We start from the raw sequence: 24,741 nt of genomic DNA on the forward strand, positions 1-24,741 counted from the left end.
ATCGCTGCATGAATTGCGCATCGGCGATTCTCATCGAATGCGCAAGGAATAACAGGTTGCTTATCTACAGCCGCGCCGCGCCCGGGGTATAGTGGCGGGGAGCCGCGAGAGCGAGCCGGATTTCTACCTATACGGGAGGTCACAAGCCAATGAAAATGCACAAGTCATTCGGATGGATCATGACGTTCACGCTGTTCGCCGGGGTGCTGGCGGCATGCAGCGGGGGCGGAGGCGGGGGCGAAGGCGCAGCCGAGACGCCGTCCGCGCAGCAGCCTTCGGCATCCGGCGGGGGCGAGACGACGCCGCCGGCGGGGAACGGCGAGAAGATTACGCTGTCGTATTGGGCCGGGATCAGCGCCAGCCAATCGCAGTCGCTCCAGACGTTCAACGACTTGTTGACGTATCAAGAGATGGAGAAGCGCACAGGCGTGCATATCGAATTCCAGCACCCGGCCGTAGGCAGCGAGAAGGAGCAGTTCAACCTGATGATCGCGTCCGGCGATCTGCCGGATATGATCGAGTACAATTTCACCGCCTATCCCGGCGGACCGGAGAAGGCGCTGGGGGACGGCATTCTTATCGAATTGAACGACGTCATCGAGCAGCATGCGCCGAACTTGAAGAAGTATCTGGACGAGAATCCGGAGATGAAGAAGCAGGTCATTACGGATTCCGGCAAGATGTACGTATTCCCCAGCATCGGAGTCGGGAACCGCGGCGTGAACAACGGGATCATGATCCGCAAGGACTGGCTGGACGATCTTGGCCTCGCGAATCCGGTCACGATCGACGATTGGACGAATGTGCTGCGCGCGTTCAAAAACGAGAAATCGGCGAGCGCTCCGCTCACGATGATGCTTACTCATCTGCTCGGTTCCAATACGTTCAACAGTGCATTCGATGTCGGCGTCGACTTCTATAACGATAACGGCACCATCAAATACGGTCCGATCGAGCCGGGCTTCAAGGAATATCTGGCGCAGCTGAATGCATGGTATGAAGAAGGACTGTTCGATCCCGATTTCGCGACGCAAGACGGCGCAGCCTTCGACGCGAAGGTAATTAACAGCAGCACCGGCGCCTTCTTTGCTTTCATCGGAAGCGGCATGGGCAAATTTTTGCCCGCGCTGGCGGAGAAGGATCCGAAATTCACGCTTGCAGCCGCTCAGTACCCCGTGAAGAGCGCAGGTCAAGAGCCGCGGTTCATTACGTACTCTCATGAATACCGGGGAACGGGAAGCGTAGGGATTACGACCGCCAACGAGAATGTCGAAGCGACGGCCGAATGGCTGGATTACTTCTACTCGGAGGAAGGCCACAATCTGAAATCGTGGGGCGTGGAAGGCGTCACGTTTAACTGGGAAGGCGATTTCCCGCGCTTCACGGACCTCATTATGAAAAACCCGGACGGCTTGTCGATCGGGGACGCAATGAGTAAATATACGCGGGTGAACGCCCCTGCCGTCGGCTTCGTCGGTCCCGACGAATATATCGAGCAATATTACGATTACGATCAGCAGAAGGAAGCCGCCGCCGTATACAGCCAATTCCAAAGCAATGCTTCCGAGACGAGGCTGCCGCTCGTCAGCCATACGCCGGAGGAAGCGAACGAGCTGGCGACGATTATGGCCGAAGTGAATACGTTCCGCGAGGAGATGCTCCTGAAGTTCGTCATGGGCTCCGAGCCGATCGAGAACTTCGACGCGTACGTCGAGCAGCTGAAGAAGATGAACATCGAGCGCGCCATCGAGCTGAAGGCCGCCGCCGTCGAGCGTTACGCCCAGCGGTAACCGCCGCGGGCAACGCCGATCCAAGCCGTATCCAAGCGCGGGCGGGGGACGCCGAATCTTGCCTTCCGTCCGCGCTATCCTAACTAACCGAGAATGTGTGGTGACGAACGCATCATGATGAAAGTCTGGTCGAGCGCCATTCGCAAAGATTTCCGCCTGCATAAATATTTGTATATCATGATCTTTCCGGTGGCGCTTCATTACCTGCTCTTCCAATACGTCCCCATGTACGGCGCAATAATCGCGTTCAAGGATTACCAAGTGGCCAAGGGACTGTTCGACAGCCCGTGGGTCGGGTGGAAGCACTTCGTAGATTTCTTCGACAGCTATTACTTCTGGAGATTGCTCACGAACACGTTCATGCTCAATCTGTACCAGCTATTATTCGTCTTCCCCGCCCCGATTCTGTTCGCGCTGCTGCTGAACGAGCTGGTCGGCAAGCGGTTCAAGCGCGTCGTTCAGACCGTAACCTACTTGCCGCACTTCATCTCGCTTATCGTCATCTGCGGCATGATTACGCAATTCGTCTCTCGCGACGGCGTCGTCACCGATCTGCTCGTCTGGCTCGGCATGGAGCGAACGGCGCTGCTCGGCCATCCCGAGAACTTCCGAACGATCTATATCGTCTCGGATATTTGGCAGACGATCGGCTGGAGCTCGATCATCTACCTGGCCGCGATCAGCGGCGTCAATCCGGAGCTGTACGAAGCGGCGCGCATGGACGGCGCGGGACGCGCGAAACAGATGTTCCATGTGACGCTGCCCGGCATCGCGCCGATTATCGTCATTCTGCTCATCCTGAAGATCGGGAGCATGCTGGATATCGGGTTCGAGAAGATTATCCTGCTGTACAACCCGAATACGTACGCGACGGCGGACGTCATTAACACCTTCGTCTATCGGCGCGGCCTCACCTCGACGTTGGAGTTCAGCTACGCGACGGCGGTCGGCTTGTTTCAGGCGACGGTGAACTTCTTGATGCTCGTGTTCGCGAATTGGTTCAGCCGCAAGGTCAGCGAGACCAGCTTATGGTAAGGAGGGAGGACATCCTTTGAAAATGCGAAAAAGCGCCGCGTCCCTCGCGTTCGATACGCTCAACGTCGTACTCATGCTGGTCATGGTCGTCGTTACGTTATATCCGTTCGTCTACGTGCTCATGTCGTCCCTCAGCAATTCGATGCTGCTGCTGTCGCATACGGGCTTGCTGCTGAAGCCGCTCGAGTTCACGACGGAGGCGTATGCCCTTGTATTCCGCAACCCGAACATCGCGACGGGCTTTCGGAACACGCTGTTTCTGACGACGGTCGGCACGATCGTCAACTTGACGTTGACGAGCCTCGGCGCCTACGTGCTCTCGCGCCGCGGAGTGCCTTGGACGCGACCCGTCATGCTGATGATCGTCTTTACGATGTTTTTCTCCGGCGGCCTCATCCCGTCTTATCTGCTCGTCTACAACTGGCTGCATCTCGGCAACACGCTCGCCGCCTTGATCATTCCCGGCGCGATCTCGACTTGGAATTTGATCATTTTGCGGACGTCGTTCGCCTCGATTCCGGATAGCTTGATCGAATCGGCACGCATCGACGGAGCGCAAGACTTCACGATTCTATTCCGCATCGTCATTCCGCTGTCGATGCCGGTCATCGCCGTCATGATCCTGTTCTACAGCGTCGGCCATTGGAACGCCTGGTTCCAGGCGATGATCTATTTGCGCGATCGGGAGCTGTTCCCGGTGCAGCTCATCCTGCGGGAAATTCTCATCCAGAACAGTACGCAATTCATGTCCTCGGACGCCGCGGCCGGCGATGCGCAGGCGGTCGGGGAGAGTATTAAATACGCGACGATCGTCGTGGCGACGCTGCCGATCCTTGTCGTCTATCCGTTCTTGCAGAAATACTTCGTGAAAGGTGTTATGATAGGGTCCATCAAGGGGTGAGGCGGATGAAGAAGTGGCGCTCGAACAGCATTCTGTTCGCCTGGTTGCGCTCATACGCGTTGGTGCTCGTCATCCCGCTCGCGATGATGGGCATCATCTACGTACAGACGCAACAGGTCATCGAGGACGAAATCAATCGAGCGAATTCCTCCCTGCTCGGGCAGCTGCGGGAGGAGATCGACTCGCAGCTCGAGCACGTGCAGCGGATGCGGGAGGTCATCGCCTTCAATGCGCGGGTGCGCAGTTTGCTATACGCTCCGGAGCGGCTGGAGCCCAAGCATCGACTGACGATGGTGCAGGCGTTCGCCGACTTCCGGACATACAGCTCTACGAATCGATACATCGACAATTTCTACATTTATTACCGCACGGGAAACTTCATCGTGACCGACACGGCGAACTACGCGCCGGAGATGTACTTTCAGCTGTATTTGGCCGATACCGGCCTGACGTACGACGTCTGGCGCGAGTTTCTGGATGAGTCGCATCGGGGCGAATTCGTGAACGGGCAGGACGTCGGCGTGTCTCCCGGCGAAGGGGACATCTGGTTCACGCAGTCGCTGCCGATCGAAAATCCGAACGACCGCCTCGCGACGCTCGTCATCCATATGAATAAAGAGCGGCTTCAGGCCGCTTTAGAAAATATCCGCACGTACAACGGAGGCGACGCCTACGTCTTGGACGGCAATCGGCGGGTGTTGGCCTCCTCCGTCGACGCGACGGAGGGCGGACCGGCGCTTCCGCCTGATTGGGAGCCGACGGAGGATACCGGCGTCGTGCGCCATACCGGCGGCGGCGAGGAGGTCGTCGTCTCGTATATCCAGTCGTCTATGCTGGACTGGACGTACGTCTACTCGCTGCCGATGCGCCTCTACGCCGAGAAAGCCGGGTACGTTCGCAATCTGACGCTGCTCACGCTGCTCATCGCGGTCGTACTCGGCGCGCTGACGGCCGTCTTCGCCGCGAGACGGAACTACGACCCGATCCGCCGCCTCGTAGACAGCGTGTCGCTTCGCTCCAAGGTGGAGCCGCACAGCGCTCGCAACGAGCTGCAGTATATCGGAGAGACGCTCGAAGAGGCGCTTGAACGGAACGAGACGATGCGGCGCGAGCTCGACAAGCAGAACGTCGTCTTGCGTTCGAACCTGATCGTCCGCCTGCTGAAGGGGCGGCTCGAGCGGAACTTCCCGCTCGAATCCGCGCTCGAGGAATACCGAATTACATTTTTATCCGACGATTTCGCCGTGCTGCTCTTCTATATCGAAGACTTCAGCGGCTTATTCCGCGCGGAGGAGCGGGACGTCGAGAAGAACCTTCGGTTCGTGCACCTGATCATGTCCAACATCGTGGAGGAGCTGGCGGGCCGCAAGCATCGAGGGTGGGTCGCCGAATCGGACGAGATGCTCGCGTGCCTCGTCAACTTCGCGCCCGGCACGACGGCGGCGCAGGCGAAGCAGGACGTGCAGCGCTTGCTCGAGGAAGCCCGCAGCTTCCTCGGCGAGCGGTTCCGCATCGAATTCACGAGCTCGTTCGGCGGCGTCCACCGCACGGCCGAAGCGATCCCGACCGCGTACCGCGAGGCGATGGAGGCGATGGAGTACCGGATGCTGTTAGGCGCCGGCACGACGATCGACTACGAGCAAATTCGCGAGCCCGGCGCGTCCTACGCGTATCCGCTGGAGAAGGAGCAGCAGTTCATCAATCACGTGAAGTCGGGCAGCTTCGACATGGCGAAGGCGATCATGGACGAGGTGATCGAACGCAATCTGCAAGAGAGCCCGATGTCGATCGACATGGCTCGCTGCTTCATGTTCGACTTGGTCAGCTCGATGATGAAGGCGTCCGCGGAGGCGGCTTCGGGCAAGTGGGAGCTGCTCGAGGACAATCAGCGCGCGTTGCAGGCGATGCTGCAGGAGCAGACCGTCGCCAGCATGCGGGCGCGCATGACGGAGTTTCTCGAGAGCGTCTGCACGCAAGTCGAAGCGCGGAAGAAGAGCCGTAACGTCCGGCTGAAAGACGAGATGCTCGCCTACATCGAGGAGTCGTACCGGGATCCGAACCTATCCGCCGCGACGCTGTCCGATACGTTCGCGCTGCATCCGTCGTACGTCTCTCGGTTTTTCAAGGAACAGACCGGCGACACCGTGTCCGATTACATCAACCGGCGCCGCATGGCGAAGGCGAAGCTGCTGCTGCAAGGGGAAGACGCCGCGATCAAGTCGGTGTCCGAGGAGGTAGGCATCTACAGCATCAGCACGTTCATCCGGCTGTTTAAGAAATACGAAGGCGTGACGCCGGGCGCGTACCGGGACATCCATAAGGAACAAAATAAGGCATGAAGCCATGCAGGACGCCTGACGGTCGAGCGACGACGCGGGCGTCCTTATTTATACCGCTGTTTTCAAAAGACGTACGGGGCGAAGGGAACAAGAAAGATCGGCAAATTTTCGTATATTCGTTCAACACTCTCCGCTCCATAACACAATTTGCGCAAAAGTTCATATATTTCCCATGCTACGACGGTTTCGGATATGAAATATACTTCATTTTGCCGATAAAGGCCGAATACATGCGATTCCGCTCGGAATTATATTACATTTTGCGCATCCCTCTTCATATCCTTCGTCCAACCGGTATATCCGTACTCCGGTTTACCTACCCCTGTCCTTTGATTGGTCAGGGGTCGTCGTTTTTCATACCCAATGGGTTTTCCGATACGCAGACGGGCTCGACTTCATATATTTCGTAAACACGCGGCTGAAATAAAACGCGTTCTGAAACCCGCACCGTTCCGCGATTTCGTCCAGCGTCAGCTCGGCGTCGGCGAGCAGCGCCCGGGCTTTCGCAAGCCGCGCCTCGGTGGCGTAGCGAACGGGGGAGACGCCGTACGCCGCTTGGAAGCGGCGCGTGAGCTGCGACGGCCCGATGCGAAGCCGTTCCGCGAGCTGCTGCAGCGACAGCCGGCCTTCGAGCGCATGCTGCCTTATGTACGCCGCCGCTTGTTCCATCAGAGGATCGCCGCAGCGATTCTCGCGCCGCTCGGCCTGTCTCCGGGCACGAACGGTCAGGTACAGAAGGTCGAGGAGCAGGTGCTCGCCCTCGGAATCGTCTCTGCGGTCCGGGACGTCCTGCTGCCAATCCTTCAGGCAAGCGAAGGTGGAGTCGAGCCGCTGCAAATCGGAGACGCGGACGTTGCCGATCGGCAGATCCCGCGGGTCGTCGACCGCGAATTCGGCGAAGTGAAACAGAACGGGCTCCAAGGCGTCCCGCCTCAGCACATAGCCGGGCGGGCATAACAGGACGTCTCCGTATTGAGAAAATCCTCGCGCGACCGTCCCCTCGTCGGACGCCAGCTCGTACGCGAACCGTCCGCCTTGCGCGGCGAGGAGCGCCCAATCCGCATACCGGTCCTCGGGCAGCTGGAATCGTTCTCTGGACAAATGAAAGCTGTGCCGGACCAACCGGGTGATTCTCATCGCGATCCGCTCCCTGTTCATACAAAAAAGTATATGACAAATAGGAAACCCGTGCATGGAGGTTTGATACGAATGATTTTACTATAGAAACAGCAGGAATAATACGACATGAGAGCAGGGAATTACGATGAAGAGAGAAGTTCGAGCGTTAAGCTTCGAACAACTGCGAACGTATCGCGAGCAGGGCTATTTGGTACTGCGGAACGTGTTCGCGGAGAAGGAAGCCGAGGTGATGCAGGTCGAGTGCGACCGACTCTTGACGCTGCCGGACTACACGAATCCTTATAACGTTCGCGCGGGACATAAGCGTTACGCGGACGGCTCGGTGAAGATCGAACGGCTCGACCCCGTGCACGACATCTCGCCGGTGTTCGAGGAGCTTGTCCGCAACGAGAGAATTTTATCGCCGCTCCGCGATCTGTACCTCGACGAGCCGCTGTTGTTCAAGGATAAGCTGATCTTCAAGCTGCCGGGAGCCAACGGCTATACGATGCACCAAGACGCCTCATGGTGGCAAGGGTTCCCGATCGACGGGTTGATTTCGGTCATGGTCGCCATCGACGGGGCGACCGTCGCGAACGGAGGACTTGAGCTTTTCCCGGGCTATCACGACCGATTGCGTTCGACGCCGGGCGAGCTGCGCAATATGAACGCGGAGGAAATCGCGGAGATCGACGAGTCGCGGGGAGAGATCGTCGAGACGAACCCTGGAGACATCATCATCTTTCACTCCCTCGCGCCGCACCGGAGCGGACCGAACTTGTCCGACCGAAGCCGGAAGCAGCTGTTCTTGACGTACCATCCCGCGAAGGACGGCCGATTGTACAAAGCGCACTATCAGCACTACGCGCGGTACAGCCTGCACGGGAAAGACACGAACCAATACCATATGTACTAGCGGACGGGGGCATGTTCCATGAATGGGGAAAAGGTTGAGGGCGCATCCGCCGCCGGAAGAGCGGCCGTGTTGGGCACGGCGGGGCTGGTCGCTTTCTGGGATTTCCAAGACGCGGAAGGCGCCGCGAAGGTCGCCGACGGTCCGCATGCGTACGCGTTGGAGCCGAAGGGCGGGTTCATCCGCCGAACGGGGGACGGCCTCTTCGGACCGCACGCGATCGAGCTCGAGCATGGACAGTGGCTGCGCCTGCCGCGGGCCGCCTGCCCGGCGCTCCGCTTCGGCGGCGAAGGCGCGGCGGTCACCGTCGCCGCTTGGGTGAAGCGCAAGGACGTTCGGAAGCCGGAATGCCAAGCGATCGCCGGCATGTGGAACGAATCGGAGAAGAAGCGGCAGTATGGCCTGTTTCTGGACTTGCGCATCTGGGGAAGCGGTCATCAAGTATGCGGGCACGTCTCCGCGTCCGGCGGGCCGACGCCCGGGCACAAGTATTGCATGGACGCCTCGATCGGCTCGACGGCGGTGCCGTACGAGACCTGGAGCTTCGTCGCGTTCACGTACGACGGCGCGTACGCGCGATCGTATTTGAACGGATCGCTGGATCGCCGAGACGGGTACAATCCGTACCCTTACCCGGACGGCTTATACGACGGGGGTGCCGACGGGGCCGACTTTACGGTCGGCGCCGTCCATCGGCACGGCGAGATGGGCAACTTTTTCGAGGGGACCTTAGGGGGGCTGGCCGTCTTCGACCGGGCGCTGACCGAAGCGGAGATGGCGAGGCTGCACCGCGCCGTACCCATATAGAACGATTGCGAGAACTCCCCCCATCATGGAGCCCAGAGGGATAATAGAATAGCCATCGCAACGCTCGCCGCGAGGCCGCCGGAATCCCCGGCGGCCTCTTCGTGCGCAGGGGAAGTTATTGAAATGTGAGCGGATCGTCAGTGCTCCGGGGATTTCATTCGTCCCGGGTTTGGGGTACGATGAACCATGGAGCCATTTTCCAATATCGGCGGCAGCCTGCCGTCGTCGAAGGAGGGGACGAAACTGGAACACTTCGCATGTCTGTACGTCATTCGCGGCGAACCGTACCGATCGGGGAACTGCATGAATTTATACTCGGAGGAGACGCTGGTCGGCCGGTTGTCCAAACAGATGACGCCGGATTTCGCCTTCATCAACCCGTTTATCTCCAGGCAGCACCTCGTCATCCGGAAGGAGCGGGAGAAGGCGGTCCTATACGACTTGGGGAGCCGGCACGGCACGGAAATCAACGGCGTACGGGTCGCGCCTCACACCCCGCACCCTCTCGATAACTTCGATATCATCAAGCTCGCCAAAGGCATGATCGTCCTCCACTTCTCTTATTTGTTCGCGGATCAGACGCTGGAAATCGAGCCGTTCAGTATCGTCAAGCGGTTGGAAGCTCCGGAACCGCCGCTGACGATCCATTGGGAGAAGCGGGAATGCGTCGTGGAAGGCAAGCGGATCCCGATGTCCGAGAAAGAATATTTGCTGATTCGCGTGCTTCATGAACATGCGAACCGGCTCGTTACGGTCGAAAAGATCAAGTCCAGCGTATGGCCGGAACGATCGCCCGGAGCGGAGGGCGTTCCGGATGTGACGCTCGACGAATTGAACGCGCTCATCTATCGGGTCCGCAAGAAGTACGGAAAAGACAACTTTCTTATCAGCGCCGTACGCGGCAGCGGATACGTGCTCGAATCGGAATTGAAATTGTCATAACGAGAGTGGGAATCTATTCATGAAATATATCCAGGCGGAGCATTCGGGCCCTCTGAACGGGACCGTACATATTCCGGGCGCGAAGAACAGCTCCCTTGCATTGCTCGCCGCCGCTTGTCTGGCGGACGATATCGTAACGTTGGAGGGCATCCCGCGAATCGACGATATCCGTATTATCGCGGGGATCGGCCAAGACATCGGCATGGGGATGAAGCGGGAAGGCGGAACGATCGTCGTCGATCCGCGCTGGATTCATAGCGCCGTCATCGACCCGGGCAAGGCTTCCAGCTATCGGGCTTCCTATTATTTCGCGGGCGCGCTGCTGTCCAAATTCGGCAGGGTTACGATCGGATTTCCGGGAGGCGACGATTTCGTCTCCCGGCCGATCGATCAGCATATCAAGGCGTTCCAAGCGTTGGGAGCGATGGTTCGGCTCTACAAGGATTATTTCGTCGTCGAAGCGGCGTCGCTGCGCGGGGCGGATATTTACTTCGACACGGTGACGTCCGGCGCGACGATGAACGCGATGATGGCGGCCGTCCGGGCACACGGTCGGACGCGTCTATTCAACGCTGCCGTGGACCCGGAAGTAGTCGATACCGCGAACTTCCTGAACCGGCTCGGCGCGCGGATTTACGGGGCGGGAACGGAGCGCATCCGTATCGAAGGCGTTCCCTATTTGCACGGGGGTACGCACGCCGTCATTCCGGACCGGCTGATCGCCGGCGCGTTCTTGATGTCTGCCGGGCTCCATGGCGGACAAGTTACCGTTCTCGACGCCATACCCGAGCATCTCGGCGCCCTTCTCGCCAAGCTGGAAGAGATCGGCATGACGATCGAATGCGGGGAACAGCATATTACCGCTTACGGATCGGGCTCGCTGCGGGCGACGCGCATTCGGACGGGCATGTATCCGGGCTTCGCCACGGACCTTCAGCAGCCTATGACCGCACTGCTGCTGCAGGCGAAGGGCAAGAGCATCGTGACCGAGCGCGTCTATCCGAAGCGGTTCGCCCACGTGGCGCAGCTGCGCCGTCTCGGTGCGGATATCGAGATTCGGAAGGAGAGCGCCTTCGTCCGGGGCGGACTTCCGCTGCAGGGCGGATGGGCGCATGCAACGGACGTGCGGGCCGGCACTTGCCTGCTGCTGGCGGGCCTCGCGGCCGAGGGCGTCACGCGCATTACGGGGATCGAGCACCTCGAGCGCGGCTACGAGGACGTGATCGGGAGCTTCCGGGCCATCGGGGCGAAGGTCTCGATGCGCGAGACGGATGCGCAAGCGCTGCCCGAGCCGTATCGCATGCAAGGTTCATAGGTAATCGCAAAGGGCGCCGAAAGGCGTTTTTTTGTTTTGTTAAGACGGCTCTCAGATTTATATAATCTTCAAACCCCGTTAATCTTCAGCTTACATACAACCTGCATACTTCTACTCGTAGGACAAGGGAGACTAGGAGGGAGAGGAAGTTATGCTGGGAGCGAGATCGAGTCGGGAAGGCGGCGCGATCGAGGTTATGACGGACGGGGAGTACGCGGCGGGGAAGCGCCCCTGGTTCGGGCGTTTGTCGGAAGGGCGGTACGAGGCATTTTCGTTCGCTGTCCTGGGAGACCGCTGCGGAATGGCGACCGAAGGCGTGTTCGAACGCGCGTTGGAGATCTTGAAGGACCTGAGGCCAGAGTTCGTCGTCACGGTGGGTGACATGATCGAGGGCTACTGGCGGAACGAAGCGGACGCGCACGCGGAGTGGGACGAGTTCGATGCCAAGGTCGAAGCGGCGGGACTGCCGTTCTTCCCGGCCGTCGGCAACCACGATTACAGCAATCGGCTGATGGCGGACGTCTGGCGGGAGCGGAAAGGACCGACGTATTACGCCTTCCGCGTCGGAGACGCGCTGTTCGTCATGCTGAACACCGAGCAGACGCCGGACGAGCTGCCGGATGCGGTCGTCGACGCCATCAAGCGGGCGACGGACGGCATGACAAGCGGCGCAGTACCGGCCGGGGAAGTCGGAAAGTCGTTCTATGCGGATCTGGTCGCCGCCGTTCCTCCCGAGCAGCTCCTCAGCCTCTCCAAGATCATTCTGTCGTTCGGCGATGATCAGCTGGCGTTCGTCGAGCGGACGCTGGCGGAGCATGCGGATGCGACGTGGACGTTCGTCGCGATGCATAAGCCGGGGTGGAAGACGGACGGCGAGGAGTACGCCAAGCTGATGCGGATGCTCGAAGGCCGCAAGCATACGATCTTCGCCGGACATCTTCACGCCTTGGAATACGAAGAACGGAACGGAAACGAGCGGATTCAGATGGGACGAACGGGCGGATTGGCTCACGGCGACGGCATGGCCCCTTGCGACGCGAACATGATGCTGTGGGTCACGGTGCGCGGCGGGAAGCCTTCGTATCGCGTGCTGCCGTTGGACGGAATCCGCGAGATCGACGCTTACGCGCCGCCGAAGCCGACCGCCGTGAGCGAAGGAGCGTAGACGATGAGCGGAACGGAAGCTATCTACTTTATCCACCTGACGGACATTCATATCAGCGTGCCGGGGAAGACGCCGCTGTTCGGACTCGATACGACCGAGAAGTTTCGGAAGACGCTCGCGAGCGTCGCCGCGCTGCGGACGAAGCCGGCGTTCCTCGTCGTCAGCGGGGACCTGACGCATGACGGCGACGTCGAGGATTACCGCTTCCTTCGGTCGCTCGTCGACGACGCGGAGCGGGAGCTCGGCATTCCGATTCATGTCGCGCTCGGCAATCATGACCGTCGGCCGGCCTTCCGCGAAGGGTTCCTAGGCGAAGCGCCTTCGGAGCAGTCTTATTATTACAGCTTCCTCTCGGGCGGGCTCCGGGTCGTCATGCTGAATACGCAGGTGCCGGACTCGCATGCCGGTCGGATCGACGAGGCTCAGCTCGTCTGGCTGCGGGAGCTGTTGGAGCAGCCGGCGCCGCTAGGAACCGTACTCGTGCATCATCATCCGGCGGTGCGCACGCCTACGACGGTTATGGACGATCATCTCTTGGAAAATGCATCGGACCTCGCGCGAGCCATCGAAGGAAGCGACGTCATCGGTCTGCTGTCCGGACATATTCACTACCACAACGTCGGCACGTTGAACGGCGCGTTGTGCGCGGCGGCGGACGGCGTCGCCTTCGGCTTGGATGCTTCCGCGGAACGAGCGATGCGTTTCCTCGAGCGATCGGGGTATAACCTGGCGACGGTGAAGGATCGCGGCATATCCGTACAACCCATGACTTTGCCGGGCGAGCAGCGTCTGCTCTACGAACATGTCTTCACAGCGGAGTACGCGGCGAAGTGAGCGCAGAGAACATTTTCCGATGGAGGGAAAGTAGGATGTTCCATACGAAAACGAAGCTTGGCGGTTTACTGGCGCTGACGATGCTGTTCGCGTCGGCGTGCGGCAATGCGAACGGAACGGTCGACGGGACGGCGGCCGCCGCGGGCGGAACGGACGTTGGGGAGAAAGTCAAAATCACGTTCTACTCCTACAATCTTGCGATCGCCAGCCAGAAGGAAGGTACGCAGCAGCTGATCGACGAGTTCGAGGCCGCGCATCCGCAGATCGACATCGATCCGATCGCCGTCGCTTCCACGGAAATCAACACGAAGGTGCAAGCGGACATCGCCGCGGGGGCCAGCCCGGACGTGGCGCAGCTCGTGTTCGACGGGCTCGATTACGCGGTCCACAATTACAATGCCAAGGCGCTGGAGGATGTCGTGCCGGCCGAGGAGCTGTCGAAGACGTTCGAAGGGTTCTCGCCCAACGGGCTGGAGCTCGGCAGACTGAACGGCAAGACGTACGGGCTTCCGTTCACCTTCAGCACGCCGGTCTTGTTCTATAACGCGAAGCTGTTCGCGGACGCGGGACTCGACCCGAACGCGCCGCCGACGACGTGGGCGGAGGTGAAGGAGGCCGCGCTGCAGATCGCCGGCAAGACGGAGGCGGAGGGCGTACATATCGGCGGCTCGGCGGGCAACGACTGGATCGTGCAGGCGCTCATCGGCAGCAACGGCGGCGAGGTGCTGTCCGACGATCGCGCGTCGATCCGCTTCGGCGAGCCGGAGGCGGTCGAAGCGATCCGGATGTGGCAGGATATGGTGCTGAGCGGAGCGCACGACAAGCTGAACGACGGCGAAGTCATTCAAGCGTTCAGCGAAGGCAAGCTCGGCATGCTGCTTTATACGAGCGCGCTGCAGAGCGCCTTCATCCAAGCGTCGCAGGCCGGAGGCTGGGAGCTTAAAGCGGCCGCGATGCCGTCCTTCGGCGACAAGCCGACGACGCCGGTCAATTCGGGAAGCGCGCTGTTCATCTTGTCCGGCGACGAAGCGAAGCAGAAGGCGGCTTGGGAGTTCCTGAAGTTCGTGACGAGCGAACGCGGCTATACGATCATTACGTCCAAGATCGGGTATTTGCCGCTTCGTCCCGCGATCGTCGACGACCCGAATTACTTGAAGGATTGGGTCGAAGCGAATCCGCTGGTGAAGCCGAATCTGGAGCAGCTGACGCGCCTGCGTCCGTGGATTTCTTACCCGGGCCCGAACTGGCTTCAGATCGAGACGACGCTGCTGGAGGCGGTCCAGCAATCGATCCAGGGGACGGGCGACGTCGCGGCGATTATGCAAGAGGCGCAGAGCCGGGCGCAGTCGTTGATGCCATGATGAACGGCGGAGCGATTGTATCGAAAATGTCCGCGCGCGGCAGGAGCAACCGCCTGCCCCGCTCGGGCAAGAGGTTAACGCTCGGGAAGGCGCTCCCGTATTTGTACCTGCTGCCCGCGCTGCTGTCGATCGGGTACTGGATTTACCGGCCGCTCGTCAGCACGTTCCAGCTCAGCTTCTATGAGTGGAATATGCTGCCGATGTCGCCGAAGACGTTCGTCGGGTGGAGTAACTTCGCGAAGCTGTTCGCGCTTCCCGAGATGGGGAAGGCGCTGCTGAATACGCTCATCTATACGGTCGGCGTGCTCCCGTTTTCCCTGCTTCTTCCGCTCGTCATCGCGATTCTTACGGACCGGATCGGAGGACGGGCGCGGAACTTGTACCGCGCGCTCATCTTCGTCCCGATGATCATGGCCCCGGTCGCGGTGTCCTCGGTCTGGAGCTGGATGCTGAATCCGATGGGCGGCATCGTCAATCAGACGCTGCGGACGGTATTCGGGATGGAGGAGCCGATCCGCTTCTTCACGGACGCGAATTGGGCGATCTGGTCGATTACGTTCATCACCGGCTGGAAGCTGATCGGGTTCAGCACGTTGATTTTCTCGGCGGCGCTGACCGGCATCAATAAGGAGTACGTCGAAGCGGCGCGCATGGATCGGGCGGGACCCTGGCAGATCCTTCGGTACGTGCTGCTTCCGCTGCTGTCGCCGACGATCTTGTTCATGACGATGCTCAGCGTCCTGTTCGCCTCGGAGTGGAGCTTCTCCTATGTGAACGTACTGACGCAGGGCGGACCGCTCGGCTCGACGACGAACCTGTATTACGTCCTGTGGACGTACGGGTTTAAGACGTTCGCCGTCGGGTGGAGCTCCGCGGCGGCCGTGCTCGTCTTCGTCGGCTCGGGCCTCGTCGCCCTCGGACAGATGAAGCTGTCGAGCAGACTGTCGTTTTACGACAACTAAGGAGGCTTCCTTGTGAGAGACGCTTCATTGCGCGAGTCGAGAGCCGGCGCGGCAGGCAAGCATGCGCTGCTCATCGGGCTCAGCTTTCTTGCGATCTTCCCGTTTTATTGGGCGCTGAACACGTCGTTCAAGTCGCCGGGCGAAATTTACAGCCCTTCGCTGTTCCCCGCCCATTGGACGTTCGACAACTACGTGCAGGCATGGCAGGCGATCCCGATGGCGCGGATGCTCACGAACTCGCTGACCGTCGCCGTCGGCCAGACCGTTACGCAGCTGCTGACGAGCGTGCTGGCCGCTTACGCGTTCACGCGTTGGGAGTTCCGGGGCCGGCATGCGCTGTACGCGCTCATCTCCTTGACGTGGCTCGTCCCGTTCCAGGTCATCATGATCCCGAATTACGTCGTCATCAGCGACTGGGGCCTCCGCAACTCGCTGCTCGGCCTCATCATTCCGAATGTGGCGTCGGCGTTCGCGGTGCTTCAGCTGTACCAGACGTTCCGTTCGTTCCCGAAGGCGCTCGTCGAAGCGGCGCAGCTGGACGGCGCGTCAAGCTGGGGAATCCTATGGCGAGTGATCTTCCCGAATTTGCGCGCCTCGATCGCTTCGATCGGCGTCTTGTTGTTCATCTCGTCTTGGAACGATTATTTCTGGCCGCTGCTCGTCACGAACAAGCCCGAATATTCGACGCTTCAGATCGGCTTGCAATCGTTCATGTCCACGGAAGCGAACCAATGGGGGCCGCTCATGGCCGCGACGACGATCGCCAGCCTGCCGATCCTCTTGATTTATCTGCTCTTGCAACGACAAATTATCGACTCCTTCGTCAAAGGCGGTTTACGTTGAACATGGAAGCCACATTGTCCGATCGATCTATGGGAAAGAGGGGGGCGGCCCGGCCGTCCCTCGAGAAGAAGGCATATCAAGACATTCGCGCGCGAATTATTTCGGCGGAATTTTTACCGGGCATGTTATTGTCGGAAAACGAGTTGGCCGACACGCTCGGCATGAGCCGGACGCCGATCCGTGCGGCCATCTCGCTGCTCGAGACGGAGGGCTTCCTGGAGTCCGTCCGGGGTCGCGGCGTATTCGTGAAGGAAATTTCGTTCCGCGAGTTCCGCGAGATGTTCGAGGTGCTCGTCTCGATGCAGCTGTTCGCGCTGGACGTCGCGGCCGCCCGCGGACACGCCTTCGACTTGCCGGCGCTGCGGGAGCAGCTGGAACGGCAAGCGTTCGCCGCCGAGTCGGGCGATTACGAGGCGTATTACGACAGCTCGCTGCGATTCGTCGGAACGATGGTGGCGAGCTGCGGTAACGAAAGCATGCGGAACATTCTTGAGACTATCAAAGGTAAATATATGTTCAAGATGCTTTCTTTTCGGAAAATGAACGCCCGCTCGCTCCCGAAGCCGACGCACGCCAGAAGCGCCCATGCGCGCATCTACGACGCGCTGGAGCGCGGCGATCCGGCCGGCGCGAGGGAAGCGGTGCTCGCGTTGAACGCGTTCGTGTACGATCAATTCAGCGTGTTCGACATCTAATCAACGGAAAGGCGGAGGTACGGATGGCTATGCATGCGGAGAAGAAGCGCCTCATCCCCGTGGTAGGCGCTTATAATATACGGGATTTGGGCGGTTATGCGACGAAGGAAGGACGAACGACGCGGTGGGGCGCGATGTTCCGCGCCGACGGGTTGCATCGGTTGACCGGGGAGGATAAGCGGCTCCTCGAGGAGATGGGAATCCGCACCGTCGTCGATCTGCGTCACGCGCGGGAAGTGGAAGCGAAGCGGAACGCGTTCGACGGGTCGGAGACGGTCGATTATGTACATGTAAGTCTACTGAATCCGGCATCGACGGGCGTTCGAGAGGTGCGCGACCTCGGCGACTTGTATATCAACTTGCTCGAGGGCGCGGGCAGCGAATTGAAGCGGGTGTTCGAAGCGCTCGCCGCGGGCCGCGGAAGCGCGGTTCTGTTCCATTGCGCCGCCGGCAAGGACCGGACGGGCGTCGTCGCCGGGCTGCTGTTGGATCTAGCCGGCGTGCCGCATGACGCGATCGCGGAGGATTACGCGCTGACGTCGGCGTGCATCGCGCCGATTCTGGAGGAGCTGCGCGAAGGCCGTCCCGCGGGGATGTCGGGCGAGGCGTACGAGCGGTTTCTGGAGAGCGAGCCGGAGTACATGCTGCGCATGCTGCGGCATCTCGAAGCGGAACACGGCGGGGCGGAAGGGTACTTGCGCGCGATCGGCTTGGCTGCTGCGGATATCGCCCGGCTGCGCGCGAGGTTGGTAGAGAGTTGAAATTTTTTGCAAGCGAAGCTGCCCGAACGATTCCGTTCGGCAGCTTCGCTTCGTTACGGGCGGCTGTTTTTCGAGTATGAATTAATGCGTTTTCTATAAGAAAAGGTCGCGGGCCGAAATTCATGGAGAACGGCAAATCAAATAGTGGCCCGACGCGCCGCCGGGGTTTACGATGACCATGCACCCCGGCTGCGGCTGGATGCGAGACCTTTTTCCAAATTGGGGGAATTGCCGTTGAAGGCGCTCGTCGTACGTCAACCGGGACGGATGGAGACGGTCGAACTGCCGATGCCGGACGTCGGTCCCTATGAAGCGCTCGTTCGGATCGATCTCTGCGTCGTCTGCAATTCGACCGATCAGATGATCGTCGACGGCACGCTGCCGTTCGATTTTATCCGCTATCCCTTAGTCTTGGGGCACGAGACGGTAGGGACGGTCGTCGACGTCGGGAGTAAGGTAACCTCGTTCCGCATCGGCGACCGAGTGACCCGCTCGGGCTACAAGGCGCATGCCGACGCCGGAGTATTCGCCGCATGGGGCGGCTTCGCGGAATACGGCATCGCCGAGGACGTTCCCGCGTTAAAGCGGGACGGCGGCAAGCACGGCTTCGCGACGCCGAAGGTCATACCGGAGAGCCTCTCCGACCGGGAGGCCGCCTTGCTGATCAGCCTCAGCGAGCTGCACGGCTTTGCGAGCCAGCTCGAGCTGAAGGGGAAGACCGTGCTCGTGCTCGGCACCGGCATCGCCGGGCTCGGCATCGCTTGGTTCGCGAAGCGCTTCGGCGCCGCCAAAGTCGTCGTCGCCGGCCGAAGGGAGGAGCGGCTCGCGCTGGCGCTCGCATCGGGGGCGGACGAGGTCGTCGACACGCGAAAGCCGGAGAACCTGCCGGATCTTCGGGCCGACGTCATCGTGGAAGCGTCCGGGAGCGAGGATGTGTTCCTGCATACGTTCCGGCTGCTTGCGCCGTCCGGTCACATCGCCGTGTACGGCGTCGCCGAGGACGCGTACCGAATCCCGTTATCCAAGGGTCCAAGGCAGTTTTCCCTTCGCCATTACGATACGAACGAAGCGGGTTCGATGGACGAGGTGTGCCGGATGATGGTCGAGGGGGAATTCCCCGTCGATCTGTGGATTACCCATGAATGGCCGTTCGAGGACATCGACGAAGCGTTCCGTCAAGTGCGTTCGGGCGCTGTCGTGAAAGGGATCGTACGGATGAACGAACCGAAGGAGGAACTTATCGAATGAGGACAACGACCGACGCGATCTGGTTCGAACGAGCGAAAAGCGCCGTCTACGCGCCTGTGGAATTGCCCGATCCCGGTCCTCGGGACTTGGTCGTCCGGGCGGAATATTCCGGCGTATCGATGGGGACGGAAATTTGGTATTACAGCGGTCGCCGCACGGGCGATATTCGATTCCCTGCCGTTCCCGGGTATCAGACCGTCGGCATCGTCGAATCGGCGGGCGCCGACGTAGTAGGCTTCGCCCCCGGAGACCGCGTCTTCGTCAGCAAGGGCAACATTTCCGAGAAGCATCCGCGGAACTGGTTCGGCGCGCATATGCGCACGCTCGTGGCGGATTTCGAAACGGCGATCAAGATCGAGGACGGGATCGACCCGCGGGAAGCGGTGTTCAGCGGAATGCCGGCGGTCAGCATGAGAGGCTTCGGGTACCTGAAGACGCAGCCGGGGGACAAGGTCATCGTCATCGGTCAAGGAATGATCGGCCAGATGTCGGCGCAGCTGTCGAAAATCCACGGATTGCACGTCATGGCGACCGACCATTACCCGATGCGCGTCGAGATGTCGGCGGCGCACTCCTCTCATCGGGCGGTTACGGCTTCGGAGGTCGATCTCGTCGCTTGGGTGAAGGAGCAGACCGACGGGGCGGGGGCGGATATCGTCATCGATACGACGGGGGTGCCTTCGATTTTCAAGCAATGCGTAGACTTGGTTCGGCATCGCGGGCAGATCGTCATGCAGGGCTGGTACCCGGAGCCGATCTCCGTGGACTTCCACCTGACCCACCTGAAGGAGCCTACCGTGTATTTCCCTTGCGGGTTCTATAAGGAAGCGCAGCTTCAAGCGCTCGGTTGGTTGAAGACGGGGGAGCTGAAGATCGATCCGTTGATCACCCATGTCTTCCATCCGAAGGATTGTCAGGAAGCGTATCAGCTCATGCTGCAGCGTCCGGCCGAAACCTTGAACGTCTTGTTCGATTGGGAGCAATAACGGCGAACGTATCCCCGAGGCCCGGGGATATGTTTTTTTCTCGAGAGAGGAAAGCGTTTCCGGTTGTCGAAGTAACATGAAGTCTTGCTAACCAATCCTATTAACGAGGTGAGTCTTTTTGGAAAAGATTCGGAGTTGGTTTTCCAAGAAGTACTTGCAACGCATCTGGCTGACGGTCACCTTGGTCATCGTGGTTCTGGTCCTGATTTCATCTATAACGCTGTACGTGAGTTCGGAGCGCACAGTGCTTCAGGTTCACGAACGCGCCAACGATAAGGTACTGCATCAAATCGACTATAACATACGGTATATGAACGAAATCGTGACGAATACCGCAAGCTTTCTGTTCTTCGACACCGAGGTGACCTACCTGCGCCTTGCGAAAGAATTGGATGACTACTTGTACATCAAGAGCATCGGCAAGCTGGACGCGGTCACGAGCAGTTCGTCCTTCGTTCATTCCATGTTTATTTATAACGGCTTCCACGACGACTTCTTCATCGCGAACGGCGCGGCGCGATATTCCGTCGACGAGCGGTTCCGGAAGAACCTTAACGACTATATCCATTCCCAATCGTTGCCCCGCATGCGATTCGTTCCTTATTCGTTCGAGGCGTCCGACCCGAGCAATTACGGGAGTTTCGATATGTTTTTATACGCGATGTACGAGCCGGACGCCAAGGGCAAGATCGAGAACATGCTCGTCTTGGCCATTTCGCCGGAGTGGATCTTCGAGAACATCCATATGCTGAACCAAACGGACTTGCAGCAGGAAGGCAGCTTCTTGATTCTCGACGGCAATCGGCAGTTGTTGTTTCAGAAAAGGCAAACGGGTCTGGTCGACCCGGAGGAGCTGGCCGTCGTCAACCGGCGGATCGACGAAGCCGTCGCCGACCGGGGTACGTTCACGATCGGCAAGGGGAAAGACCGCAAGGTCGTCACGTATCTAAATATCGGCGTCAACGACTGGGTCGTGTTGAACGTTCAGCCCTACGACTCCGTCATGAGCGACGTCTACGACTTGCGGAATACGTCCATCTGGATCACCTCGATCTTCATGCTGATCGCCGTCACGGTCGCCGTCGTCGCGACGAACGTCTTGTACCGGCCCGTCGACTCCTTCATGCGTCAGCTCAGGCAAGGCGGCGACGAATCGTCCCAGTCGAAGCTCCGGCCCAAGCATGACGAATTCTCTTACGTGACGAACCGTTACAAGCAGATGGTCGACAAGCTGGACTTGGTGAAGCGCGACTCGGAAGAGAAGGAAACGATCGTCAAGAGCTTCTATATTCGGAAGCTTCTGCTGAACAGCATGTCCATCACCGCCGAGGAGCTGGCGCACTTCTTCGGACGGCATTCGGGCGGCGGCGAAGCGGAAAGCTCCCTCTACGCGGTGTGCGTCATTAAGATCGATCGGTTGCACGATTTCGACATCAATACGAGCCCCAGCGAGAAGCGCTTGTATTACTTCGCCATCTCCAATATCGCGAACGAGCTGCTAAGCAGCGTCTTCCGGAGCGAGACCGTAGATATGCGACGCGACCATATGGCGGCGATTCTGTCGATTCCGGAGTCGAAGCGGGAGGGCTTTATGGCCGAGGTCGAGCCGATCTTCCGACGCATTCAAGAGGTCGCGAACACCTATTACAAGCTTTCCTTAACGTTCGCGATCAGCGAACCGTTCGCCGACATTCGCGGCACGACGGACCATTATGCGCGGGCGTTAGCATATTCCATGTACCGGATCAAATACGGGCATCAATCGATCATTACGCCGGAGATGGCGGCGGAGGATACGGCGAATCTGGACTTCTACGTTCCTGAAGAGCTGGAGCGAAAGCTGATCAACGGCCTGAAATCGAACGATCCGGCCGTCCTCGGTCAATTCTTAGACCAGTATATCGAGCTGGCGCGGCAGCTGACCTTCGATCAGACGATGCAGTCGTATTACCAAATCATTATGACGATTCGGAAGACGTTGAAGGAAATCAATGCATTCAAGCTGCAGCCGATCAACGTCGACATGAACCGGGTGTATCAAAGCATGATGGAGAAGGAGACGATCGCCGAAGTCAAGGCGGTGTTGGCCGAGCTGTTCGAGGACTTGACGAGCGAAGCGAAGTCGATCCCGTCGCTGGACAAGAACGACGTGCTGCTCGAGACGATCAAGGAGCTCGTCGCGATCAATTACACCGACGTCAATCTGAGCTTGCAGAGCATCGCCTCTATGCTGCATATGTCCGTGTCTTACGTAGGGCGCAGCTTCAAGAAGAGCGAGGGCTGCTCCGTCGCCGAATATATTAACGAAGTGAGGCTGTCGCAAGCGGAAAAGCTGCTCTCCAATAAAGATTACAGCGTGATCGAAATCATGGAGCGGGTCGGGTTTATAAATCAAAGCCAGTTTTTCAAGCTATTCAAGAAAAAGTTCGGCGCGACCCCCCGGGAGTACCGCTTGAAGAAACTGATCGAATGATTGGACTAACCGCGGAGCGCGGCGCCGAGCTCGCGAATACGCTCGTAATATTCCGGCGGCAGCTCGCCGTCGGCGTTCGGCGCGACGTTGATCAAGTAATTCCCCCCTAACGCCTTCACTTGGGCCCAACGGCTCAGCACCCACTCCGTCGGTTGGTACCGATGCGGCTCGGTGTACCCCCAACCCGAGCCCTCGGGCCAAATATCGCACAGCTCCCACCATCCGTCCGGCGCCCGCTCCGGCATCGTCCGCTCCGGCGTCTCGTAATCCCCGTACCCATGCATTCTGGAGTTGACGACGATCGAGGGCTGCATCGCCCGGATGTCTTCGATCGACAGCGCCTCGGGCCCGCCGTCGAACCAGAGCAGGTCGATCGTCCCGTAATTCGTTAACAGCTCCTCGATTTGACCGCGAATATGCTTCTTATGCGCTTCGATCCGCTCCGCCGACGGCGGGGCGAGGTCGATCGGTTCGTGCCGCAGGCCGTAATGCGGCGATTCGGGCGTGCCCTTGCTTTGGAAGCGGAAGGACATCTCATGACGTTGGAAATACCAGTCCGGCGGGGAATAGTAGAGGCCTACCTTTAGCCCGTATTTCCTGCAGGCCTCGATGTACGGTCGTACGTAGTCCGCCGCGTCGGCGAAGCGGCCGGTGTGAAAATCGCCGTGTCGGCTCGGCCACAGCGCGAAGCCGTCATGATGCTTCGTTGTCAGAACGGCGTAACGGAAGCCGGCGTCGCTCGCCGCCTTCAGCCAAGCGTCGGGGTCGTACGCCCGCGGCCGGAACCTCTCGGCGAGGGCGAAATACGCTTCCGGCATCATCTTGCGCTCCGGATCGGTGTCCCACGGCGTGTCCGCGATCATGCCCCACGACAAGTCGACCTTGGCGCTCACGCTCGAGAGGCCCCAGTGGACGAACAAGCCCATGCTGCCGTCGCCGAACCATTGCGCCTCGGGGTGCTCGTTGCGTCGGAAAGGACGCTGCCCCGCGAACGAAGACTTCGAATGAATCATCGCATGCTGTCGATCCGCGATTTCGCTCATGTGTCCAACAAATCCCTTCTCATGAAAATCGGTTCCTTCCCCCTCATCATAACGAACGAGGCGCAGGGGATATACCTCCGAATGTAGCGATTCGTATGAAAATCGGCTCAAAAACCAAATCCCATAGAAATCGCCATTTCCCATACGGGCAACGCCGCGCGTTCGCCATTTTCCACAGTAGGCACTCTTAGGCGACCTCCGCCATAATCGGGGTAGCAAAAGAAACGAGGTGATCTTATGAATCCCGTCAAGACCTACGGTACCGAGCGAGACGTTCGGCCATCCGCCGGGAAGCGGCGCAGATGGAGCCGCTTCAAACAGGATGGAGAGTTGTCCCTCCTGTTTTTACCCGGATTCCTGTACTTATTGATCTTTGCATACATCCCCATGGCGGGCATCGTCGTCGCCTTCAAGAATTTCAAGGTGAACCTGGGGGTGTTTCGCAGCGAATGGGTAGGCTTCGCGAACTTCGAATTTTTGTTCACGACGGAGCTCGCGTACCGCATCGTTCGAAACACGATTCTCTATAGCCTCAGCTATATGACGGTCACGATGGCATGCGCGCTTGCGCTTGCGATTCTGATGAGCGAGCTGAGCCGAAGGTGGTTGAAGGTCCACCAAACCGTGTTGTTCCTTCCGTTCTTCCTGTCTTGGGTCATCGTCTCCTATATCACGGATACGATGCTGGACCATCAGTCCGGGTTTCTGAATTCCATGCTGGAATGGTTCGGCATGGAGCCCCGGATGTGGTATTTCGAGAACGACGCCTGGCCGCTCCTCTTGAACCTCGTCAATCTCTGGAAGGGAATCGGGTTCCAAACTTTGATTTTCTACGCCGGGATGATGGGGATCGACTATACGTATTACGAGGCGGCGAAAATCGACGGCGCGTCGAAGCTGCAGATGGCGATGAAAATCACGATTCCGCTGCTCGCGCCGATTATCAGCGTGCTGATCATCCTGTCCGTGGCCAACATGTTCCGCGGCGACTTCGGCCTTCATTATTTCATTCCCCGCGATTCCGGGATGGTGTACGCGACGACCGACATTATCGACACCTTCGTGTTCCGCGCCCTGCGCAGCATGGGCGACGTTGCGATGGCGGCCGCGGTCGGCCTGTTTCAATCGGTCGTCGGTTTGGTCATGGTGGTTCTGGCGAATTTCGTCATCCGCAAGGTCAACGAGGAGAATTCGTTATGGTAGGAGGGG

Annotated in this window: 21 protein-coding genes; 19 read left to right on the top strand and 2 right to left on the bottom strand. The window is 59.4% G+C overall.

Going from position 1 to position 24,741, the window contains the following annotated elements; all coding sequences use genetic code 11:
- Nucleotides 1–149 precede the first annotated feature (149 nt).
- The 4 genes from FE782_RS12700 (at nt 150) to FE782_RS12715 (ending at nt 6,065) form a co-directional block, all read left to right on the top strand.
- Nucleotides 150–1,790, top strand: a complete 1,641-nt coding sequence (locus tag FE782_RS12700) for a type 2 periplasmic-binding domain-containing protein (RefSeq protein WP_138194476.1) — start codon at nt 150–152, stop codon at nt 1,788–1,790.
- 114 nt (nt 1,791–1,904) lie between these two features.
- On the top strand, nt 1,905–2,825 hold the full coding sequence (locus tag FE782_RS12705; protein WP_202914526.1) for an ABC transporter permease: 921 nt from the start codon (nt 1,905–1,907) through the stop codon (nt 2,823–2,825).
- A 22-nt stretch (nt 2,826–2,847) separates the two neighbouring features.
- On the top strand, nt 2,848–3,726 hold the full coding sequence (locus FE782_RS12710; RefSeq protein WP_138194653.1) for a carbohydrate ABC transporter permease: 879 nt from the start codon (nt 2,848–2,850) through the stop codon (nt 3,724–3,726).
- A 5-nt stretch (nt 3,727–3,731) separates the two neighbouring features.
- Entirely contained in the window at nt 3,732–6,065 is a 2,334-nt protein-coding gene (locus tag FE782_RS12715) for a helix-turn-helix domain-containing protein (RefSeq protein ID WP_138194478.1), read from the top strand.
- Between the two features lie 354 nt (nt 6,066–6,419).
- On the opposite strand, the gene FE782_RS12720 is transcribed toward FE782_RS12715, so the two are convergent.
- On the bottom strand, nt 6,420–7,202 hold the full coding sequence (locus FE782_RS12720) for an AraC family transcriptional regulator (RefSeq protein ID WP_158299372.1): 783 nt from the start codon (nt 7,200–7,202) through the stop codon (nt 6,420–6,422).
- A gap of 127 nt (nt 7,203–7,329) precedes the next feature.
- Here FE782_RS12720 and FE782_RS12725 point away from each other — a divergent pair, with 127 nt between their 5' ends.
- From FE782_RS12725 to FE782_RS12790, 14 genes are all read left to right on the top strand, one after another.
- The gene (locus FE782_RS12725; protein WP_138194480.1) at nt 7,330–8,100 is read left to right on the top strand and encodes a phytanoyl-CoA dioxygenase family protein; all 771 of its coding nucleotides are present in this window, start codon (nt 7,330–7,332) and stop codon (nt 8,098–8,100) included.
- A gap of 18 nt (nt 8,101–8,118) precedes the next feature.
- Nucleotides 8,119–8,904 carry a LamG domain-containing protein gene (locus FE782_RS12730; protein WP_138194481.1) on the top strand — a complete coding sequence of 262 codons (786 nt, stop codon included), beginning with the start codon at nt 8,119–8,121 and terminating at the stop codon, nt 8,902–8,904.
- Between the two features lie 186 nt (nt 8,905–9,090).
- Nucleotides 9,091–9,846, top strand: a complete 756-nt coding sequence (locus FE782_RS12735; RefSeq protein WP_238392461.1) for an FHA domain-containing protein — start codon at nt 9,091–9,093, stop codon at nt 9,844–9,846.
- A 19-nt stretch (nt 9,847–9,865) separates the two neighbouring features.
- Nucleotides 9,866–11,161, top strand: a complete 1,296-nt coding sequence (gene murA / locus FE782_RS12740) for a UDP-N-acetylglucosamine 1-carboxyvinyltransferase (protein ID WP_138194482.1) — start codon at nt 9,866–9,868, stop codon at nt 11,159–11,161.
- A gap of 151 nt (nt 11,162–11,312) precedes the next feature.
- Complete coding sequence (locus tag FE782_RS12745; RefSeq protein ID WP_138194483.1) at nt 11,313–12,326, top strand: metallophosphoesterase family protein; 1,014 nt, start codon at nt 11,313–11,315, stop codon at nt 12,324–12,326.
- Between the two features lie 3 nt (nt 12,327–12,329).
- Complete coding sequence (locus FE782_RS12750) at nt 12,330–13,160, top strand: metallophosphoesterase family protein (RefSeq protein WP_138194484.1); 831 nt, start codon at nt 12,330–12,332, stop codon at nt 13,158–13,160.
- A gap of 35 nt (nt 13,161–13,195) precedes the next feature.
- Nucleotides 13,196–14,521, top strand: a complete 1,326-nt coding sequence (locus FE782_RS12755; protein WP_138194485.1) for an ABC transporter substrate-binding protein — start codon at nt 13,196–13,198, stop codon at nt 14,519–14,521.
- Nucleotides 14,518–15,483 carry a carbohydrate ABC transporter permease gene (locus FE782_RS12760; RefSeq protein ID WP_138194486.1) on the top strand — a complete coding sequence of 322 codons (966 nt, stop codon included), beginning with the start codon at nt 14,518–14,520 and terminating at the stop codon, nt 15,481–15,483. Before FE782_RS12755 ends, FE782_RS12760 begins: the two co-directional genes overlap by 4 nt.
- A 12-nt stretch (nt 15,484–15,495) precedes the next feature.
- Nucleotides 15,496–16,326: a carbohydrate ABC transporter permease gene (locus tag FE782_RS12765; RefSeq protein WP_138194487.1), complete on the top strand. Its 831-nt coding sequence runs from the start codon at nt 15,496–15,498 to the stop codon at nt 16,324–16,326.
- Between the two features lie 2 nt (nt 16,327–16,328).
- Entirely contained in the window at nt 16,329–17,021 is a 693-nt protein-coding gene (locus tag FE782_RS12770) for a GntR family transcriptional regulator (protein ID WP_238392462.1), read from the top strand.
- Nucleotides 17,022–17,044: 23 nt separating this feature from the next.
- Nucleotides 17,045–17,782 (top strand): tyrosine-protein phosphatase, encoded by a 738-nt coding sequence (locus tag FE782_RS12775; protein ID WP_138194488.1) that lies wholly within the window; start codon nt 17,045–17,047, stop codon nt 17,780–17,782.
- 234 nt (nt 17,783–18,016) lie between these two features.
- Nucleotides 18,017–19,030: a zinc-dependent alcohol dehydrogenase gene (locus FE782_RS12780; protein ID WP_138194489.1), complete on the top strand. Its 1,014-nt coding sequence runs from the start codon at nt 18,017–18,019 to the stop codon at nt 19,028–19,030.
- Entirely contained in the window at nt 19,027–20,016 is a 990-nt protein-coding gene (locus FE782_RS12785; protein WP_158299373.1) for a zinc-dependent alcohol dehydrogenase, read from the top strand. Before FE782_RS12780 ends, FE782_RS12785 begins: the two co-directional genes overlap by 4 nt.
- Nucleotides 20,017–20,134: 118 nt before the next feature.
- The gene (locus FE782_RS12790; RefSeq protein WP_138194491.1) at nt 20,135–22,489 is read left to right on the top strand and encodes a helix-turn-helix transcriptional regulator; all 2,355 of its coding nucleotides are present in this window, start codon (nt 20,135–20,137) and stop codon (nt 22,487–22,489) included.
- 5 nt (nt 22,490–22,494) lie between these two features.
- On the opposite strand, the gene FE782_RS12795 is transcribed toward FE782_RS12790, so the two are convergent.
- Nucleotides 22,495–23,532, bottom strand: coding sequence for an alpha-L-fucosidase (locus FE782_RS12795; RefSeq protein ID WP_158299374.1), 1,038 nt, complete (start codon nt 23,530–23,532; stop codon nt 22,495–22,497).
- 237 nt (nt 23,533–23,769) lie between these two features.
- Between FE782_RS12795 and FE782_RS12800 the strand changes: the two genes are divergently transcribed.
- Nucleotides 23,770–24,735: an ABC transporter permease gene (locus FE782_RS12800; protein ID WP_138194493.1), complete on the top strand. Its 966-nt coding sequence runs from the start codon at nt 23,770–23,772 to the stop codon at nt 24,733–24,735.
- The last annotated feature ends 6 nt before the right edge of the window (nt 24,736–24,741 follow it).

The organism is Paenibacillus antri (assembly GCF_005765165.1).
Classification (GTDB): Bacteria; Bacillota; Bacilli; order Paenibacillales; family YIM-B00363; genus Paenibacillus_AE; species Paenibacillus_AE antri.

What these genes read in the sequence shown, in the direction of transcription:
- FE782_RS12775 (WP_138194488.1), top strand. Translation starts at nt 17,045, where the DNA reads ATGGCTATGCATGCGGAGAAGAAGCGCCTCATCCCCGTGGTAGGCGCT.
- FE782_RS12715 (WP_138194478.1), top strand. Translation starts at nt 3,732, where the DNA reads ATGAAGAAGTGGCGCTCGAACAGCATTCTGTTCGCCTGGTTGCGCTCA.
- FE782_RS12770 (WP_238392462.1), top strand. Translation starts at nt 16,329, where the DNA reads ATGGAAGCCACATTGTCCGATCGATCTATGGGAAAGAGGGGGGCGGCC.
- murA (WP_138194482.1), top strand. Translation starts at nt 9,866, where the DNA reads ATGAAATATATCCAGGCGGAGCATTCGGGCCCTCTGAACGGGACCGTA.
- FE782_RS12710 (WP_138194653.1), top strand. Translation starts at nt 2,848, where the DNA reads ATGCGAAAAAGCGCCGCGTCCCTCGCGTTCGATACGCTCAACGTCGTA.
- FE782_RS12745 (WP_138194483.1), top strand. Translation starts at nt 11,313, where the DNA reads ATGCTGGGAGCGAGATCGAGTCGGGAAGGCGGCGCGATCGAGGTTATG.
- FE782_RS12750 (WP_138194484.1), top strand. Translation starts at nt 12,330, where the DNA reads ATGAGCGGAACGGAAGCTATCTACTTTATCCACCTGACGGACATTCAT.
- FE782_RS12720 (WP_158299372.1), bottom strand. Translation starts at nt 7,202, where the DNA reads ATGAGAATCACCCGGTTGGTCCGGCACAGCTTTCATTTGTCCAGAGAA.
- FE782_RS12735 (WP_238392461.1), top strand. Translation starts at nt 9,091, where the DNA reads ATGGAGCCATTTTCCAATATCGGCGGCAGCCTGCCGTCGTCGAAGGAG.
- FE782_RS12785 (WP_158299373.1), top strand. Translation starts at nt 19,027, where the DNA reads ATGAGGACAACGACCGACGCGATCTGGTTCGAACGAGCGAAAAGCGCC.
- FE782_RS12705 (WP_202914526.1), top strand. Translation starts at nt 1,905, where the DNA reads ATGATGAAAGTCTGGTCGAGCGCCATTCGCAAAGATTTCCGCCTGCAT.
- FE782_RS12760 (WP_138194486.1), top strand. Translation starts at nt 14,518, where the DNA reads ATGATGAACGGCGGAGCGATTGTATCGAAAATGTCCGCGCGCGGCAGG.
- FE782_RS12725 (WP_138194480.1), top strand. Translation starts at nt 7,330, where the DNA reads ATGAAGAGAGAAGTTCGAGCGTTAAGCTTCGAACAACTGCGAACGTAT.
- FE782_RS12730 (WP_138194481.1), top strand. Translation starts at nt 8,119, where the DNA reads ATGAATGGGGAAAAGGTTGAGGGCGCATCCGCCGCCGGAAGAGCGGCC.
- FE782_RS12755 (WP_138194485.1), top strand. Translation starts at nt 13,196, where the DNA reads ATGTTCCATACGAAAACGAAGCTTGGCGGTTTACTGGCGCTGACGATG.
- FE782_RS12795 (WP_158299374.1), bottom strand. Translation starts at nt 23,532, where the DNA reads ATGAGCGAAATCGCGGATCGACAGCATGCGATGATTCATTCGAAGTCT.
- FE782_RS12800 (WP_138194493.1), top strand. Translation starts at nt 23,770, where the DNA reads ATGAATCCCGTCAAGACCTACGGTACCGAGCGAGACGTTCGGCCATCC.
- FE782_RS12700 (WP_138194476.1), top strand. Translation starts at nt 150, where the DNA reads ATGAAAATGCACAAGTCATTCGGATGGATCATGACGTTCACGCTGTTC.